Annotated in this window: 14 protein-coding genes; 8 read left to right on the forward strand and 6 right to left on the reverse strand. The window is 65.8% G+C overall.

Annotated elements, in window-relative coordinates:
- Window positions 1-58: 58 nt before the first annotated feature.
- The gene (locus Mgrana_RS07325; protein ID WP_170146423.1) at window positions 59-490 is read left to right on the forward strand and encodes a copper chaperone PCu(A)C; all 432 of its coding nucleotides are present in this window, start codon (window positions 59-61) and stop codon (window positions 488-490) included.
- A gap of 2 nt (window positions 491-492) precedes the next feature.
- Here Mgrana_RS07325 and Mgrana_RS07330 read toward each other — a convergent pair whose 3' ends face one another.
- The 3 genes from Mgrana_RS07330 to Mgrana_RS07340 are packed head-to-tail and all read right to left on the reverse strand — an operon-like array spanning window position 493 to window position 2,646.
- Complete coding sequence (locus Mgrana_RS07330; protein ID WP_119356961.1) at window positions 493-1,260, reverse strand: ABC transporter permease subunit; 768 nt, start codon at window positions 1,258-1,260, stop codon at window positions 493-495.
- Window positions 1,261-1,282: 22 nt separating this feature from the next.
- Window positions 1,283-2,173: an ABC transporter ATP-binding protein gene (locus Mgrana_RS07335; protein WP_119356962.1), complete on the reverse strand. Its 891-nt coding sequence runs from the start codon at window positions 2,171-2,173 to the stop codon at window positions 1,283-1,285.
- An 11-nt stretch (window positions 2,174-2,184) separates the two neighbouring features.
- Entirely contained in the window at window positions 2,185-2,646 is a 462-nt protein-coding gene (locus Mgrana_RS07340; RefSeq protein WP_119356963.1) for a GbsR/MarR family transcriptional regulator, read from the reverse strand.
- A 338-nt stretch (window positions 2,647-2,984) separates the two neighbouring features.
- Here Mgrana_RS07340 and Mgrana_RS07345 point away from each other — a divergent pair, with 338 nt between their 5' ends.
- A complete protein-coding gene (locus Mgrana_RS07345; RefSeq protein WP_119356964.1) occupies window positions 2,985-3,803 on the forward strand; it encodes a TlpA disulfide reductase family protein in 819 nt (272 codons plus the stop codon).
- Window positions 3,804-3,812: 9 nt separating this feature from the next.
- On the opposite strand, the gene Mgrana_RS07350 is transcribed toward Mgrana_RS07345, so the two are convergent.
- Together Mgrana_RS07350 and Mgrana_RS07355 are read right to left on the reverse strand one after the other, a co-directional pair.
- The gene (locus tag Mgrana_RS07350) at window positions 3,813-4,790 is read right to left on the reverse strand and encodes an NAD-dependent epimerase/dehydratase family protein (protein ID WP_119356965.1); all 978 of its coding nucleotides are present in this window, start codon (window positions 4,788-4,790) and stop codon (window positions 3,813-3,815) included.
- A 9-nt stretch (window positions 4,791-4,799) separates the two neighbouring features.
- Window positions 4,800-6,152 (reverse strand): nucleotide sugar dehydrogenase, encoded by a 1,353-nt coding sequence (locus Mgrana_RS07355; protein WP_119356966.1) that lies wholly within the window; start codon window positions 6,150-6,152, stop codon window positions 4,800-4,802.
- A 417-nt stretch (window positions 6,153-6,569) separates the two neighbouring features.
- Between Mgrana_RS07355 and Mgrana_RS07360 the strand changes: the two genes are divergently transcribed.
- From Mgrana_RS07360 to Mgrana_RS07385, 6 genes are all read left to right on the forward strand, one after another.
- On the forward strand, window positions 6,570-8,831 hold the full coding sequence (locus Mgrana_RS07360; protein ID WP_186813135.1) for an Agd3-related carbohydrate-binding protein: 2,262 nt from the start codon (window positions 6,570-6,572) through the stop codon (window positions 8,829-8,831).
- A 53-nt stretch (window positions 8,832-8,884) separates the two neighbouring features.
- Window positions 8,885-10,414 (forward strand): GT4 family glycosyltransferase PelF, encoded by a 1,530-nt coding sequence (gene pelF, locus Mgrana_RS07365; RefSeq protein ID WP_119356967.1) that lies wholly within the window; start codon window positions 8,885-8,887, stop codon window positions 10,412-10,414.
- Window positions 10,411-11,838 (forward strand): hypothetical protein, encoded by a 1,428-nt coding sequence (locus tag Mgrana_RS07370; protein ID WP_119356968.1) that lies wholly within the window; start codon window positions 10,411-10,413, stop codon window positions 11,836-11,838. Before pelF ends, Mgrana_RS07370 begins: the two co-directional genes overlap by 4 nt.
- A 103-nt stretch (window positions 11,839-11,941) precedes the next feature.
- Complete coding sequence (locus tag Mgrana_RS07375) at window positions 11,942-12,676, forward strand: nucleotidyltransferase family protein (protein WP_119356969.1); 735 nt, start codon at window positions 11,942-11,944, stop codon at window positions 12,674-12,676.
- Window positions 12,677-12,679: 3 nt separating this feature from the next.
- A complete protein-coding gene (locus Mgrana_RS07380) occupies window positions 12,680-13,618 on the forward strand; it encodes an NAD-dependent epimerase/dehydratase family protein (RefSeq protein WP_119356970.1) in 939 nt (312 codons plus the stop codon).
- Between the two features lie 13 nt (window positions 13,619-13,631).
- Window positions 13,632-14,339 (forward strand): endo alpha-1,4 polygalactosaminidase, encoded by a 708-nt coding sequence (locus Mgrana_RS07385; protein ID WP_119356971.1) that lies wholly within the window; start codon window positions 13,632-13,634, stop codon window positions 14,337-14,339.
- 25 nt (window positions 14,340-14,364) lie between these two features.
- On the opposite strand, the gene dacB is transcribed toward Mgrana_RS07385, so the two are convergent.
- The gene (gene dacB / locus Mgrana_RS07390; protein ID WP_119356972.1) at window positions 14,365-15,690 is read right to left on the reverse strand and encodes a D-alanyl-D-alanine carboxypeptidase/D-alanyl-D-alanine endopeptidase; all 1,326 of its coding nucleotides are present in this window, start codon (window positions 15,688-15,690) and stop codon (window positions 14,365-14,367) included.
- Window positions 15,691-15,695: the final 5 nt, after the last annotated feature.

A 15,695-nucleotide genomic window follows, 5' to 3' on the forward strand; every position in this document is an offset into this window, starting at 1 on the left:
GGCTGGGGCTCTGGGGGGCCGCATGGCGCTTTGGCCGGAGAGATAGATAATGGGCTGGATGCGCACACTGGTCGTTGTTCTGTTTGCTGGGCTGGCCCTGGCCCAGCCCACGCTAAGGCTCGAGGAGGGCTGGGTGCGGCGGGTGCCAGGGAACATCACTGCGGCGTATATGGTGCTTTACAACCCCACCGACCAGCCCCTGAAGATTGTGGGGGCCAGCACCCCCATTGCCACCCGGGTCGAGTTCCACCAGACCACCCAGGCCGGTCAAGAAGACCACCTCGATCTTTCGGCCATGCGGCGGGTAGAGGCCCTGACCGTACCGGCCAGGGGCCGCCTCAAGATTCTGCCCGGTGGCTACCACCTGATGCTCTACGGTTTGCGTGAAAAGAACCCCCAACCCCTGGCCGAAGGGCAGAAGGTGCCCATTACCTTACGGCTCGAGGGCGGGGCCAGCCTGACCTTCACCCTGACCGCGCAGATGCGCTAGGGTCAGATCCCGAGGTCTCGCCGGCGGAAACGCAGCAGGCCCAGGACCAGCAGCAGGAGGATAAGGCCCAGCAGGACAGCAATATAGCCCCAATCAAAGCCGTTGCGCAGGGGCTCGTAGCCCACGGCCCAGTAGAAGGGGGAGAACTTCTGGCTTTGGGCCAGGTCCTGGCTCAGCGGCGTGAGGGCATTCCAGAGGTAGGCCGTTACGGCCAGCAGGGAGGCTAGGCCCAGGGCCAGGGCCAGCCCACCGAACAGCAGCCCCAGCAGAAAGCTGCCGCTCACGGCGGCGAGCTGATGGTCCAGGGGCAGAGGCACACCAACCGCCTTCAACCCGAGCCAGATGCTCACAAACAGCAGTAGGCTCGAGAACAGCAGCGCCGCCCCCAGTAGGCCGAGCTTTTCTAGGAAAAGCCGGGTGCGCCCTACGGGGTGAGCGGCGATCAGCTCGAGCTGCCCGCGCTCCTCCTCACCCGCCAGGGTTGCCGATCCAATCCCCACCCCCTGGATGATCAGGAGCAGCGGCACCATCAGTGCGAAGAGCCGCCCCTGCAAGAAACCCTCAGGGGTGAGCATGTCGACCTGGTCGCTGACCCCGAAGGCCGCCAGCATCCCCTTGGGCATGGACTGCAAGAGTTGCTGCAACTCCTGGCTGTTCTGCTGCATCGAGGGCAGGAACATCACCGAGATCAGGGAGAGGGCCGCCAGGCCTAAGCCGAAGCCCAGCAGATTGCCCCGGCCCATGCGCAGGTTCTGTGCGAGGATGTGCATACAAACTCCTTTTGGATGACCCTCAGGCCGCGCTGCGGGTGTCGTAGTCGGTGAGGAAGATCTCCTCGAGGCTGGGTTCTTGGGAGATGAAATCGCGCACCCGGTGTTGGGCCGCGGCTTTGATCAGGGGGTCCAGGCTGCCCTGCACGGTGGCCTCGAGCCAGTCCCCGTCAAAGCGGAGGTCCTTCAGGCCAGGCACCTGGGCCCAGTCCCCAGGGGTGACCGCCTCATCGAAGCGGATGCGCACCCGCCGCAGCGAGCGCTCGGTCAGCTCGCCAATGGTGCTCACTGCGACCAGCCTCCCTTCACGGATAATTCCCACCCGATCGCAAAGGGCCTGCACCTCGCCCATCATGTGGGAGGAGAGAAACACGCTGGCCCCCTGCTCTTGAACCTCCCGCACCAGCTTCTGGAACTCGACCTGCAGCAGCGGGTCCAGCCCCGCGGTGGGTTCGTCGAGGATCAGCAGCTCGGGACGGTGCATGAAAGCCTGCACCAGCCCGACCTTTTGCCGGCTGCCTTTGGAGAGGGTGCGCAGTTTGTGGCTGGGGTCGAGATCGAAGCGCTCGAGCAGCTGCTGGAGATACGCCGGGTCCAGGCTGCCCCGCAGCCGACCCAAATAGCGCAGCAGCTCCCACCCGGTGAGGCCCTCGTAGAAGCTGAGCTCCCCGGGTAGGTAGCCGAGGCGTCGGCGCAGCCCGACATTGCCCCATACCGCTTGCTCTAGAACCCAAACCTGGCCACTGCTGGGCCGGATCAGGTCCAGCAGCATGCGGATGGTGGTGGTCTTGCCCGCCCCGTTGGGGCCGAGGAAGCCGAACACCTCGCCCGCTTTCACCTCGAGGTCGAGCTCCACCACCCCCCTGCGCTGGCCGTAATACTTGCTGAGTTTTTCCGTGCGAATAACCCTCATGCAGCCCTCCTTTAAGCCCTCCGCTGCAGGGCCTCGAGCCGCTGGATCAGCTCGGCCAGTTCCCCCTCGAAGAAGGTGTACAGATCGCGCATCTCCTGCAAGCGCAGCCTCTGCTCGGGCGGGGCGGTCTCCATGAGCTTTAGGCCTTTGTCGGCCAGGGCCCGGAAGGCGCTCAGGCCGGCCAAGCGGGTTTTCATCAGCTCGGTCCAGGCGCCGGGGCGGATGCGGTAGAAGTCCTGTCGGCTGCCTCGCCTCGATACCCGCTCGATCAGGGAAAACTGGGCGAGCATGCGGGTCATGGTGCTGATCGAGGCTTTGCTCGCCCCCAGTTCGGTGGCCAGCTGCGCCGCGCTCTGCTCCGGTGGATCGCAGACCATCAGCCAGCCCAGGATGCGCCCAGCCGTACGGGGCAGCCCGGCGGATTCATACCTCAGGGCAAACTCCTCCACGTATTGGTGCAGGCCCTCGGACACAGCTCGAGCCTACTTTGTTCGGTAGATTCAGTCAACACTGAACAAACTAAACTTAAGATCGACAGCTTTTTGGGGTATGTGGGGGGTATCGCTGGGGCCGGTCAGGCCTGGGTTGGGGGGCTTTGCTTAAAATACCCCGTAGGGATATAATAGCCCCCGGCTATGAAGATGCCCCCACCTCGACTCATTCGCGACCGCTCCCCTTCGAGCGATCGCGCGGTTCCCCTTTGGCGGCAGAAGCTTCAAGGGTGGCTGTCTTGCCGGCTCCGCGGCTTCTCCCCGTGCACCCTGATGCCCTGGCTGGCCCTGGCGCTGCTCCTAGGGATGGTGTGGGGCCGATGAGACTGACCCCGGATGCCCTGTTGCTGGGCCCCCTGGCCCTGAGCTGGCCGAATCTGGCCCTCCTTCTGGGCTTGCTGGTATTTACCGGGTTGGCTGCGCGCCGGGGGGTGGAGGGCAAGGCCTGGTGGGTACTGCTGGTTGCGGTGCTGGCGGCTCGAGGGGGCTACGCCGTGGAACACCTGTCCACCTGGCCCAGTGCCTTGGCTGCCCTGCTCGGGGTCCTGGACCTCCGCAGCGGGGGCTGGAACTGGTGGGTGGGGTTCCCCGCCGGGGCCATAGCAGCGCTCTTCTTGCTCAAGCGGGAAGCAACGCGCCTGCTGGTTCCGGGGGTGGCCTCGCTGGCCGTGGCCTTCTTGCCGCTAGGGGTGCAGTATGGTCTTACCCGTCCGGCCCCATCGGCCAGCAAACCTGCCCTCGAGACCCAGGTGCTGCAGTACCTCGAGCCCGGCCAGACCCGCCCCAGCGAGGTGCGCTTTGCAGACCTGCCCAAGCCCATGCTGGTGAACCTCTGGGCCAGCTGGTGCCCTCCCTGCCGAGCCGAGATGCCCCTCCTGGCCGAGTACCAGCAGAAGGGCTACCCCATCGTGCTCCTGAACGCGGGGGAAGACCCCGGGACGGTGCAGGGCTTCCTGCAACAGACCGGGCTTTCGGCGCGGGTTTTTCTGGACAACGCAGGGCTCCAGCAGGCCTTTCAGGTCAGCGGGCTGCCCACCACCTTGCTGATCGGTTCGGATGGGCAGATCAAAGCCCGCCACCTGGGGCCGGTGAATCGGGCCCAGCTCGAGCAGCTTCTGGGCCAACTCCGCCAGCCCTGAGGGGCCGGGTTACGCCGTTGGCCCAGCCAGCCAGCGCTGATACCAGGCAAAGGTTCGCCTCACCCCGTCCTCGAGCGAAACCTGAGGAGCGAACCCGGTCAGGCGGCGCAGCTTGGTGATGTCCGGGCAGCGGCGGTTGACCGCTCCGGCCGGGGCTGGCTGAGGGGCCAGGGTCGGGTGAAACTCGGCTACCCGCAGCACCAGTTCGGTCAGGTCGCGGATATTGGTCTCCTGGGCGTCGTTGCCGATGTGAACGATCTGGTTGTCCGCCACGGGGCGCTCCATCAGCAGGCTCATGGCCAAGGTGGCGTCGTCGATGTAGCAGAAGGCCCGGGACTGGTCGGTGCCGTAGACCTTGAAGGGGTTCTCCCGGCGCATGGCCCGCAGGGCTAGCTCGGGGATGACGTGATCGGCGCCCATCCGCGGGCCGTAGACGTTATGAAAGCGCCCGATCACATAGCGGAAGCCTCGAGCCTTGGCGGCGTGGATGGTGGCCACCTCGCCCAGCAACTTGCTGGCCCCGTAGGTGAACCGCGGCGAGGTCACATCCTGGATGACCAAGGGCACATCCTCGGCGGTGGGGATCTGGGCGATCCCGGCCATGAAGGCCCCGGCGTAGGCTTCGCTGGTGCTGGCAAAGAAGAGCTTGGCCGTGGGGGGCATCCACTCGAGGGTGTTCATCACCACCTGGGTATTGACCCGCACCACCTTCCAGGGATCCTTCTCCACGTTGCGAACCCCGACCACCGCGGCCAGCAGGTACACCTGGTCATAGGCCTGGCCCAGCGCCTCGAAGGCCTTGGGGTCGGTCAGGTCGGCGGTATGGAAGCGAACGTTGGGCCGGGCCAGAAGGGCCTCGAGCTCGGTGTCGAGCCGACCACGGGAGAAGTCGTCCACCAACACCAGCTCATCTCCGGCCTCAGCCAGGCGATGCGAGAGGTGAAACCCGATAAACCCGGCCCCCCCGAGGATCAAGATTTTGCTCATGGCCGCCCCCTAAGCCACCAGTTCCGGCTCGGACTGGGCCACATACCCTAGCCCGGCATACCGCAGCCCGGCGGCCTGTACGGCCTTACCGTCCAGGATGCGCCAGGAGTCATAGATGAGTCCAGGGCGGCGCAGCCGGGGCAGCAAGGAGGAGAGCTCGAGCTGGGCGTAGCTGGGGTGGTTGGTGATCAGCAGCACCGCGTCCGCGCCCTCAAAGGCCTCCTCGACCGACATCGGGAGGCCGCCATACTGCTGGATGACCTCGCTGCGAACCAGGTAGTCGTGGCCCCGCACCTCGAGGCCTGCCGCCCGGAACAGCGGCATCATCTCGGCGATGGGGGTGCCGCGCATATCGTCGGTGGGGGGCCAGCCCTTGTAGGCCCAGCCCAGCACCGCCAGCCGAGCCCCCTCGGTACTCCCGCGCAGTTCGCGAATCATCGCCACCAACTGCTCGGCCACATGCACCGGTAGGTACTCGTTGAGGGCCCGGGCTTGGCCCACCAGGAAGGGCTCATACCCCACTGAACGGGCCGCGCTGATCAGGATATAGGGGTCTTTGGACAGACACCCTCCACCCACGTAGCCGGGCTTGGCCAGGTCGGGGCGGGGGTAGTCCAGGTTGGTGGCCCGGATCACCTCGAGGGGGTCGAGGTGCCAGCGCTCGGCCAGCAGGGCGATCTCGTTGCCAAACGAGTAGATCAGGTCGGTGTGGCAGTTGTTGGCCAGCTTGACCAGCTCGGCGGTCTCGAGCTGGGAGACCGGGACCAGTTGCCGGGCCAGCCGCCCGAAGAAGGCCAAGCCCAGCTCGAGGCTCCGCCGGTCCAGCCCCCCCACCACCTGAGGCAGCTCTTCCAGCTCCCGCAGGGCCTGGCCCTGAATGGTGCGCTCCGGGGCCATGATCAGCCGCACATTGCCCTGACCCCAGGCCGCCTCGAGCTCCGGCAGCACGATGGCCCGGCTGGCCCCGACCGGTACGGTGCTCCGCACCACCACCAGCGTGTCCGGGCTGCAGCGCTGCGCCACGTGCTGGGCGGCCTTGCGCAGGTTCTCCAGATAGGGGGTATGGGTATCCATCTGCACCGGGGTGGACACACAGATAATGGCTACATCCACCCCCTCAGCCGGCAGCTCAGCCCCGGCGAAGAGGGTCTGCCCGGTGAGGTTTTGGTAGACCTCGTCAATCCCCGGCTCGAAGATATGCGGCTTGCCCGCGGCCAGAGATTCCAGCACCCGGGGCTGGGTATCCACCCCGTAGACCTTGAAGCCCCGCCGGGCCAGCGCGGCGGCCAGGGTGAGCCCCACATAGCCCATCCCGATCACGCCGACCCGCTGAAATTCGCCTGAATGCTCCCCTGAGTTCATCGTTTCCCTCCTCGAGCCCGAACCGAATGGTGCTCAAAGCCTATACCCAGCAATGTCCGCCGATACCCCAGAAATTGTAGCCGCGCCCCGGGGTCAAGTCTATCCTCCCCGGAAGGGCAAAATAATGCCCTCCAGGACAGCAGCACCTGTTTGAAAGGCTGAAAGGGAACCGACAATTCGAGGCGTTATAGCCTCCAAGGCTTATGGCCAGGGTGAAAACCGCAATTTGCCTTCAAACCGTTGCCAACTCACCCCACGGTTTAACGAGTAAGTAACGGATTAGTAACGCATTAGGATCGTGTATTGGTGCTAAATTGACCCTTGGAACCGCCAGCACAATCCGCCGATTCGCCCAGATACCGCACGATTTTTTGATCTCAATCGCACCTAGCCGCAGTTGACATTGAGGAGGAAGTGATGGGTTCACTCGAGGGCAAGCGTACATTCCTGCTGGGCATCCTGGTCTTGGGGTTGGTAGGGTGTTCCGGGCTTCAGCAAACCCCCCGCTCCAACCCCAGCAACAACCAAAACACCGGGCAGGTCATCCCTGGCCAGCCCGCCCTGCCCCAGCCGCAAATTCCTGGCCCCCTGCCGCAAAAGGAGGGTCCGGTTCCGCTCAAGATGGGGGTGCGGCCCCTGGGCCTAGGCGATCAGGTACAGCTCAGGTTCTTGGTAATCGCCAACGATGCCAACGATTTCGGCCTGCCCACCTGGAAGGCCATTTTGGACCAGGTAGGGGCTCCCTACGATGTGTTGCTGGCCCGGGAAACCCCGCTCACCCCGGATCTCCTGGTAGACAGCGACGGTTCGGGGAAGTACAGCGCGGTTCTGCTCACCAACAACTCGCTGCTTTACCAGGACGACTCGGGCAACTTCCTGAGCGCTTTTGATGGAACCGAGTGGAATGTGCTGTGGGACTACGAGCGCAACTACAAGGTGCGCCAGGTCTCGCTGTATACCTCCTATGGCACCTTCCCCGAGGACTATTGCCTGCGGGCGGTGAGCGAGGGGGGGGTCAGCGGCACGCCCCTGAACGCCAGCCTGACCGCCGCGGGGGCCAAGGTGTTTGGCGAGCTCAAGGCCAACGTTCTCATCCCCATCACCTACTCCTACGTCTACCGGGACAGCCTGGCCCCGGGGTGTACCGCTACCGCGCTGCTGACCTCCGGGGGCAGCATCCTCGGGGTGCTCAGCCCCTCCAGCGATGGCCGGGAGCGGCTGGCCTTGACCTTTACCACCAACCAGTACCTGCTACAGGCCAACCTGCTGACCTACAGCCTGATCCGCTGGGCCAGCAAGGGGGTGTTTTTGGGGGAGCGCAAGCACTACCTGCACGTGGACGTGGATGACTGGTTCAACAGCGCGGACGAGCGAAACCCCGATGGAACCTACGTTCCGGATGGATTCCGCATGTCCGCCTCGGACGCCTTCAGCACCTATCAGCTCCAGCGCTCCCTGGTCACCAAGTACAAAGCGGTGCTGCCCTCGTTCATGCTCAACCTGGCCTACAACGGCGAAGGAGCGGATCTAACCGCCCCGGCCAACGGGGTTTCAGGGGCTACCGGCTGCAACCTGACCCTGGCCAGCCCCGATCCCCTCACCAGCACCAGCCGCTGCTTGCGCAACGATTTCCGCTGGATCAACCACACCTTTAGCCACCCCAAGATGCAGAATTACCCAGGGGATCCCACCTGCCCGAGCATCACCGCGGCCCAGGTCCGCACCGAGATTCGGCAGAACGTCACGGTGGCCACCTCCCTGGGGCTCAACCTCACCAACCGCACCGTGCTCAAGACCGGGGAATACTCCGGCCTGGGGGTCTACAACCCCGACTGCCACAACGACCTTGACCCCCCCACCGATTTCGGCCTCATGGCCTCGAACCCCGATTTGCTGAACGAGGCGGCCCTCTATGGGGTCAAGTATCTGCACGGGAACATGTCGTTTCGGAGCCATCAGCCCGACTGCTTCAACTGCGGGATCTACCACCCCATGAAGCCCAGCCTGCTGGTGGTTCCGGATTGGCCGACCAACATCGCTTACCTGGCCACCACCCCGGATGAGGAGACCAGCATCTACAACTGCTTCTTTGGTCCCAACGGAACCTGTGCAGGAGGGCAGTTCCGCTACTGGCCGCAGGACCTGACCTACCCCCAGATCATTGACGCCGAGACCACCCTGGCGCTGAACCATCTGGCCAGCGGCTCGGTGTACTCGCACACCTTCCACATCGCCAACCTGCGCCAGTACAGCTCGAGCCCCAGCCGGAACCTGCTGTTTGACTGGCTGGATGCGCTGGTGGGCAAGTACGCCACCTATTTCAAGGCCAGCCTGAAGGACCTGGCCTGGCCCAGCCTGGGAGCCTATGTGGCCAATCGTACCAGCCACTTCAGCACCCTCCCGGCCACCAAGGCGGTCTGGGACCGGGCCCTGGGCCGGGTCACGGTCAGCTCGACTGCGGCCGGGACGCTATACCTGAGCGGGGCTACCGCAACCGGGCCGGGGATCTCGAGCGAGACCTACAACGGCAACACCATCTCCAGGCTGTCCCTGGCTGCGGGTCAGACCGTTACCCTGACCCCGGCGGCCTATGTGGCGACCCTCAGCGGCGACCTCGGGGATGTAAACCTGCAGGCCCTGCCCGACCCCCCCGACTCGCCTCCTTCGGACGGGGAGTAGCCCAAGCCTTGCCTTTGGTATCGGCCAGGACCTCATCAAGTTAGGCCTGATCCATGAAGATCGCACTTGTCACCGAGGGAACCTACCCCTACTACACCGGAGGGGTGAGCGTGTGGTGCCATCAGCTCATCGAGGGGATGCCGGATCACCAGTTTCAGGTGGTGGCGGTGAGCGTGAATGGCCTCGAGCGGAGCATCTGGAAGCCCCCGCCCAACCTGCTGGAGGTCACCAACCTGCCCCTCTGGGGTTTTGAACCGGTGCCGCGCCCCCGCCGGGGTGAGTCTCCTCCGGCCTGGTTCGAACAGGTGCACCTGACCTTCCTGCGCAGCTTGGTTCGACCGGATCAGGTGCTGGAGCACCGCCCGGTGGGGATCTACAACCCCTTTCTAAACTCCCTGCACGCCCTGTTCCGCTATGCCCAGGAGGCCGATCTGGCCGCTGCCCTGCTTTCCAACGCCTCTGTGGAGCGGCTGATGGACCTCTGGCACAGCAGCGAGATGGACGAGGACCTCGAGGCCCCTGGGGCCAAGGCTAAGCCCATCCTGACCCTGGCCGATGCCCTGATGGTCTCGGATTTCCTCGAGCACCTGCTGCGCCCCCTGTCCCATCCCCCGCTGAGGGTGGATCTGGTCCATTCCGCCATGAGCGGGCTGAGCACCATGATCGGGATGGCGGCCAAGTGGACCTACTCCACCCCCTTTGTGCTCTCCGAGCACGGCATCTACCTGCGCGAGCGTTACCTGAGCTACCTGCACGACCCCTTGCCCTATGGGGTGAAGATGCTGCTGCTGAACTTTTTCCGCCTGCTCAACAGCGCGGCCTATCAGGTGGCGGACATCATCGCCCCTCACTCGCGCTACAACCGCCGCTGGCAGCTCCACAACGGAGCCCGGGCGGCCCAGCTTCGCACCATGTACAACGGTGTAGACCCCCAGGAGTTCCTGCCTACGGAGGAGGAGCCCCAGGATCCCACCATCGTTTTCATGGGGCGGATTGACCCCCTCAAAGACCTCCACACCCTCATCCGCAGCTTTGCCCTGGTGCGAGAGAAGCTTCCCAAGGCCCGCCTGCGGATCTTCGGCCCGGTACCGGTGGGCAATGAGGCCTATTACCAGAGCTGTTTGAACCTGATCGCGGAGCTGGGCCTGGGAGAGGCGGTGCGCTTTGAGGGCCGGGTGCAGCACCCGGCCGAGGCCTACCGGGCCGGTCAGGTGGTGGTGCTCAGCAGCATCTCCGAGGGCTTTCCCTACACCGTTATCGAGGCCATGGCCTGCGGTCGGGCTACGGTCTCGACCAATGTGGGGGGGGTATCGGAGGGGGTGGGGGAGGCCGGTATCGTGGTGCCCCCGCGGGACATTCAGGCCATCGCCACGGCTTGTGCGGAGCTGCTGGGCAATCCTGAGCTACGCCGGCAACTGGGGGCGCAGGCCCGGGAGCGGGTGCTCGAGCGGTTCACCTTGGAGCGCTCGATCGAGGCGTACCGTGAGGCCTACGAAGAGGCCTTGGTGGGCCCTGGCCTGCCCGAGGAGGATCTCCTGATCGAACCGGCCCCGGCTCGGCTCGAGGGGGTGCGGATCCCGTGAGCCAGCGCAGCGAGTTTCACCCGACCTCGCCCCCCTCTACCTCGGCCTACACGGGGCCGGAGCGCCGCGCCCAGAGCCCGCTGCAGCGCCTGGCCCGGCAGTTTGACGCAGCCTGTACCGGTGCGGTGGATTCACTGCAGGTTGCCGCCGCCCTGGAAAGCGGGGGCATTACCGATCGCATCGCCCGGGATGAGTACGGCTTCCCGGATGTATTCAGTCTGGCCGAGGAGCTCTACCGCAGGGTTCCTCGCCGACTCAAGCCCAAAATGGCCCGGGACGGCTCGAGCGGGCGCTGGCGTACCCTGCGCGAGCTGTCCCATGGGCCGCTGTTTGTGCTGCCGGCCCTGGCCTATCCGGCCCTCTCCCTCACCCTGGGGGTCTGGGGCTTGCTGGTCGGGCTGGTGCTCAGCACGGCGGTGGGCTGGGCCTGGGGGCTGGCGCTGAGCTGGCTGGCCTACCGCCAGATTGGCCGAGGGCTGCGGGAGGAAGCCGCCCGGCTGCTGGCCCGGCTATCCCTGTTGGGCGTACTGGTGGTTGCAGCGCTGGCCCTGCCCCTGGTTCACCTCCTGGGGGTGAACCCCCAGGTGGTATTCCTGGCCACCGGCCAGATGGCCTACCAGATGGCGGCCTCGGTGCTCTTGATCTACGGCCTCGAGCTCTGGCTGTTGCTGGGTCTGCTGCCTGGGGTGCTGGTGAACGGCTGGTATCTGCTGGTGGGGCTGCCCCAGGCCAGCCGCGAGCTTGCGCTTGGGGCTACGCTCAGCGCGCTCTTTTTAGTGCTGATGGCGGCGGGGTATGCCCTGGCAAAAACCCCCCGCTCGAGCCGGTACACCCCCACCCTCAAACCGGGGGATTTCCGGGCGGCCCTGCCCTTCCTGCTGTATGGCGCCCTTTCGGCTGCTCTGGTTCTCCTGGGTACCGCCCGCTACATGCTCTCCGGCCTCGACCGCAGCCTGAGCCTTTTGCCGCTGATACTGTGCATGGGGGTACTGGAGTGGCAGGCCCGGCGCTTCCGCGAGGGTTCGGTGGAGATCTTGCGCAGGACCCGCCGAATGTCGGAGTTTGTTCTGGGGGAGCGGAGGGTATTGCTGCAGACCTTAGGGACCGCCCTACTGGCGGTGGGGCTGGCCTCGGTTGCGGCAGGCTTGGGCTTGGCCTGGCTGGGTCAGCTGACTCCCGAAGGGGTGACCATGCTGATGGCCCACCTGGCCTTGGCCGGGGCCTTTTTCATCAACTTCCTCTTGTTGGCGCGGGGACGTACGGCCTGGGTGCTCCTCAGCGTGGGGGGTGGGCTGCTGCTGTACGGCTCCCTCATTTGGTTGTTTCCGCCCGCCCTCAGCTATCTCCTCAGCACCCTGGCGCTCTTTGGCGCGGTGCTGTGGGGGCTGCGGGTCAGCCTCGGTGAGGTGGCGCAGTACCGCTAGGGGGTGAGGGCATGGTTTTGGCTGGTCGCTTCCCTTTCATTCGGGGCCCTGAGGGGCTTGGGGGAAGCGTTGGCAATCGAGGTCAGCACTCAAGGAGGTTATTATGCACGCGGTAATTTTGGCGGGCGGGAAAGGGGTTCGACTGCGGCCCTATACCACTGCATTCCCCAAACCCCTGGTTCCCATTGGTAACGAATACGCCATCCTCGACATTGTGCTGCGGCAGCTGCGCCAACACGGCTTCGGTACGGTGACCCTGGCCATCGGTCACCTGGGCTCCCTAATTCGGGCCTTTGTGGGGGATGGCTCCAAGTGGGGCCTCGAGGTCACCTACGCGGAAGAGACCACCCCACTGGGCACCATCGGGCCGCTTCTAGGGTTCCTCGACTACCTCCCCGAGCATTTCCTGGTGATGAACGGCGATGTGCTCACCGATCTCAACTACGCCGACTTCATGCGCAGCCATATGCGCAGCGGGGATCCGCTGACCGTGGCCACCTATCGGCGTGATGTCAAGATTGATTTTGGGGTGCTCGAGACCCACGATCGGCACATCGTGCAGTTCACCGAGAAGCCGACCCTCTCCTACGCGGTGAGCATGGGGATCTACGCCCTCAGCCGCAAAACCCTCGAGCCCTATACCCCCGGTCAGCCCTTCGGCTTCGACCAGTTGGTGCTGGATCTGCTGGCTCAGGGCAAACAGCCTGCGGCTTTTGAGTTTGGCGGCTACTGGCTGGATATTGGACGTCCGGACGACTACGACGAGGCCAACCGGGTGTTCGACCAACTGCGCCCCCGCCTGCTGCCCGACCAGCTCATCCAGGTCGCCAGCGACTGAGCCATGGCCAGGGTGCTATTGCTGGGGGCTTCCGGGTTTCTCGGGCGCCACATCCACCAGGCCCTGCGGGGGGACCCACGGGTCGAGACGGTGATCTGTCTGGGCCGCCGAAACCGTCCGGTGGGGGCGGAGGCCTGGATTCAGCACGACCTGATCTCTGGCTCTGCCGCAGAGCTCGAGGCCATCCTGCGGGAGACCCGGCCCGATGCGGTGGTGGGTGCGGTGGGCAGCCTGGTGGGGAGCGGGCCCTACCTGGTCGAGGCGAACATACTGCTGGTGGCCAAGCTGCTGGAAGCCATGCAGGTGGCTACCCCCGGTGCCCGGCTGGTCAAGCTGGGCTCAGCCGGGGAGTACGGCTCGGTAACCCCTGGGCTGGCGGCTAATGAGGAATCCCCCCCTCGGCCGGTGAGCATCTACGGCATTACCCGTTTGGCCAGCACCCAGCTGGTGGCCCTGGCCAAAGCCGAGGGGCGGCTGGATGGGGTGGTGCTGCGGGTGTTCAACCCGATTGGGGCCGGGATGGGGGTGGAGAACATGCTGGGCCGGGCCGCGGCTCAGATGGTGGAGGCCCGGGCCTCAGGCCGGGACTATATCGAGATGGGCCCGCTGGGGGCCTACCGCGATTACGTGGATGTGCGGGATGTGGCCCGGGCGGTGGTGGATGCGGTGCTGGCCCTGCGCCCTCCCTCCGCCATCCTCAATGTGGGCAGTGGACGGGCGGTGCAAAACCGCGAGTTGATCCAGATCCTGGCGGCGGTGGCGGGGTTTCAGGGCGAGATTCGGGAGGGGAGGGCCGCTCCGGCCCGGTCGGCGGGGGTCAGCTGGATTCAAGCCGATATCACCCGCATTGCCCAGGAGCTGGGCTGGAAGCCGGTCTACAGCCTGCGGAACTCGGTGGAATACCTCTGGAGCGGGGTGGCCGCTGCCCGGGCGACCTCCTGAGGGATAAACGCCCATGGACGCTATCTCTTCAGCCCAGCCCATTGCGCTCTACTATGGGGCGGGCGAGCTTCCCAAACTGGCCCGCTATCAGCGGGTGGTGTTGCAGCCCGAGTTCTACTCGGCGGCGGAGCTGGCCTGGCTCAACCGCCAGGGCAGTTCCCCGATCGCCTATCTAAGCCTCAGCGAGGATACCGGTCCCCCGGCCCCCTGGCAGCGCCCCGAGCGCAACCCGGACTGGGGCGGGGCCTATGTCTGGGCCAGCCATCCGGGTTGGGTGAACCATGTGCTCAACCAAGCCCAGAGCGCTCTGAGCAAGGGCTTTCAGGGGTTGTTCCTGGATACTTTGGACATTGCCGAGGTGTTTCCCGAGGAGGCCCCTCACGTGCTGATGCTGGTGGCCCTGCTGCGCGAGGCCACCGCTCCGGCCTACCTGATGGCCAACCGGGGCTTCACCTTGATGCCCCGGCTGGTGGAGTTCGTGGACGGCCACCTCTTTGAGTCGTTTTCCGTGGCCTGGACCCGGGAGGGCCGCTACGAGGCCTGGCCCCCGCCGATCCTCGAGGATCACGCCCGCTTGGCCCAGGAGCTCATTCAGACCGACCTCGAGCTCTTTGCCCTGGACTACGCCGACACCCCGGCCCTGGAGGCCTTCGCCCGCCGCCGGGCCCGCCAGTTCGGGCTGCACCCCTTTGTCAGCGACAAGGCCCTCTCGAGGATCTGATCGGCCGGTGGGACCGGACCACGGCTCAATAGGCCTCGGCCATGGCCTTGATCAGGGCGTCCTGTAGGTTGCGTAGATCCCCCAGGGGGCCGGGGTAGTTGTCCATCAGCAGCGAGAAGATGAGCACCCTGCCGGAGCGGGCCCGCAGGTAGCCCGAGAGCGAGGCAATCCCGGTCATGCTGCCGGTCTTGGCCCAGACCTCCAGACCCGAGCCCACCAGGCGGTTGCGCAGGGTTCCGCCGGCATTCTGGGCCTCCGGGGTGGCCTCCCCGGTGCCAGCCAGGGGCAGGCTGCGGATCAGGGGGTTGGTCCGCTCAGCATAGGCCTCCGCCGGGCTCGAGGGGGTCCCCAGGGGGTTGAGGTAGACATAGCGCAGCAGGGTGGCGACCTGCCGCGGGGTGACCAGGTTGTAGCGCGAGAGCCCGGAGCCGTCGCGAATGCGCCAGCCTTCGGGCTCGAGCCCGGCTTTCTTGAGGAACTCCGCGAGGGCCGCGGCGGAGCGCTGGGGGGTGCTGGGGGTGCCGTCGCTCCCCAACCCCAGCCGGGCGTAGAGCTGTTCGGCGTAGATGTTGACGCTCCACTTGTTGGCCTCCGTCACGATTTCCGCGAGCGGCCGGGAGGAGACGCTGGCCAGGGGTTTATCGGTGGGTTCGGCTCTGGCCCGGATCAGGCTGGCTACCTTGATCCCGGCCCGCTCGAGCTGGGCCTTGAACAACGCCCCCACCTGGAGCGGGTAGACCTTGGGGTCGGTGATCAGGGTCGGGTTAGGCTCTTCTCCCTTGGCCAGGGCCTCTTTCTCCTTGACCATCTCGCCGTAGGGAGCCCCCTCACCGTCCAAGAAGAGCGCCCCCATGGGGTACTCGCTGTCGTCCCACATCCAGCCGTTGCCCCAGCGGGGCCAGTCGAACGCGAAGTCATCCACCCGGAGCTCGGCCACCTCCCGCAGCCCCTTGGCCGCCAGCGCCCGGGCCAGGGCCTCGAGCGAGTTGGCCGCCCCGCCCAGGGTCAGGGTGGGATCCCCTGTGCCCTTGAGGGTCAGCCGGGCCACCCTTCCGTCGGCCAGCCCGGAGGCCAGGGCCGAGGTCTCGAAGCGGAAGCTGGGCCCCAGCGTATACAGGGCTGCACTGGTGGAGAAGAGCTTCAGGTTGGAGGCGGGGACATAGGCCTCGTCGGCCCGTGATTGGAACAGCACCTGACCGCTCTGGGCCTCCATCACCAGCACCCCCACGTGGGCCGGGAACGCCGGCTTCCCTGGAGCGGGGATCGGGCCCTGCTGCAGCAGGGCCTCGAGGGGGTTGGGTCCGGCCAGGGCCATGGTCATCATCATCGCCAGAAACGCCAGCAAACGCACCGCAG

It is taken from the genome of Meiothermus granaticius NBRC 107808, from assembly GCF_003574355.1.
GTDB classification, from domain to species: domain Bacteria; phylum Deinococcota; class Deinococci; order Deinococcales; family Thermaceae; genus Meiothermus; species Meiothermus granaticius.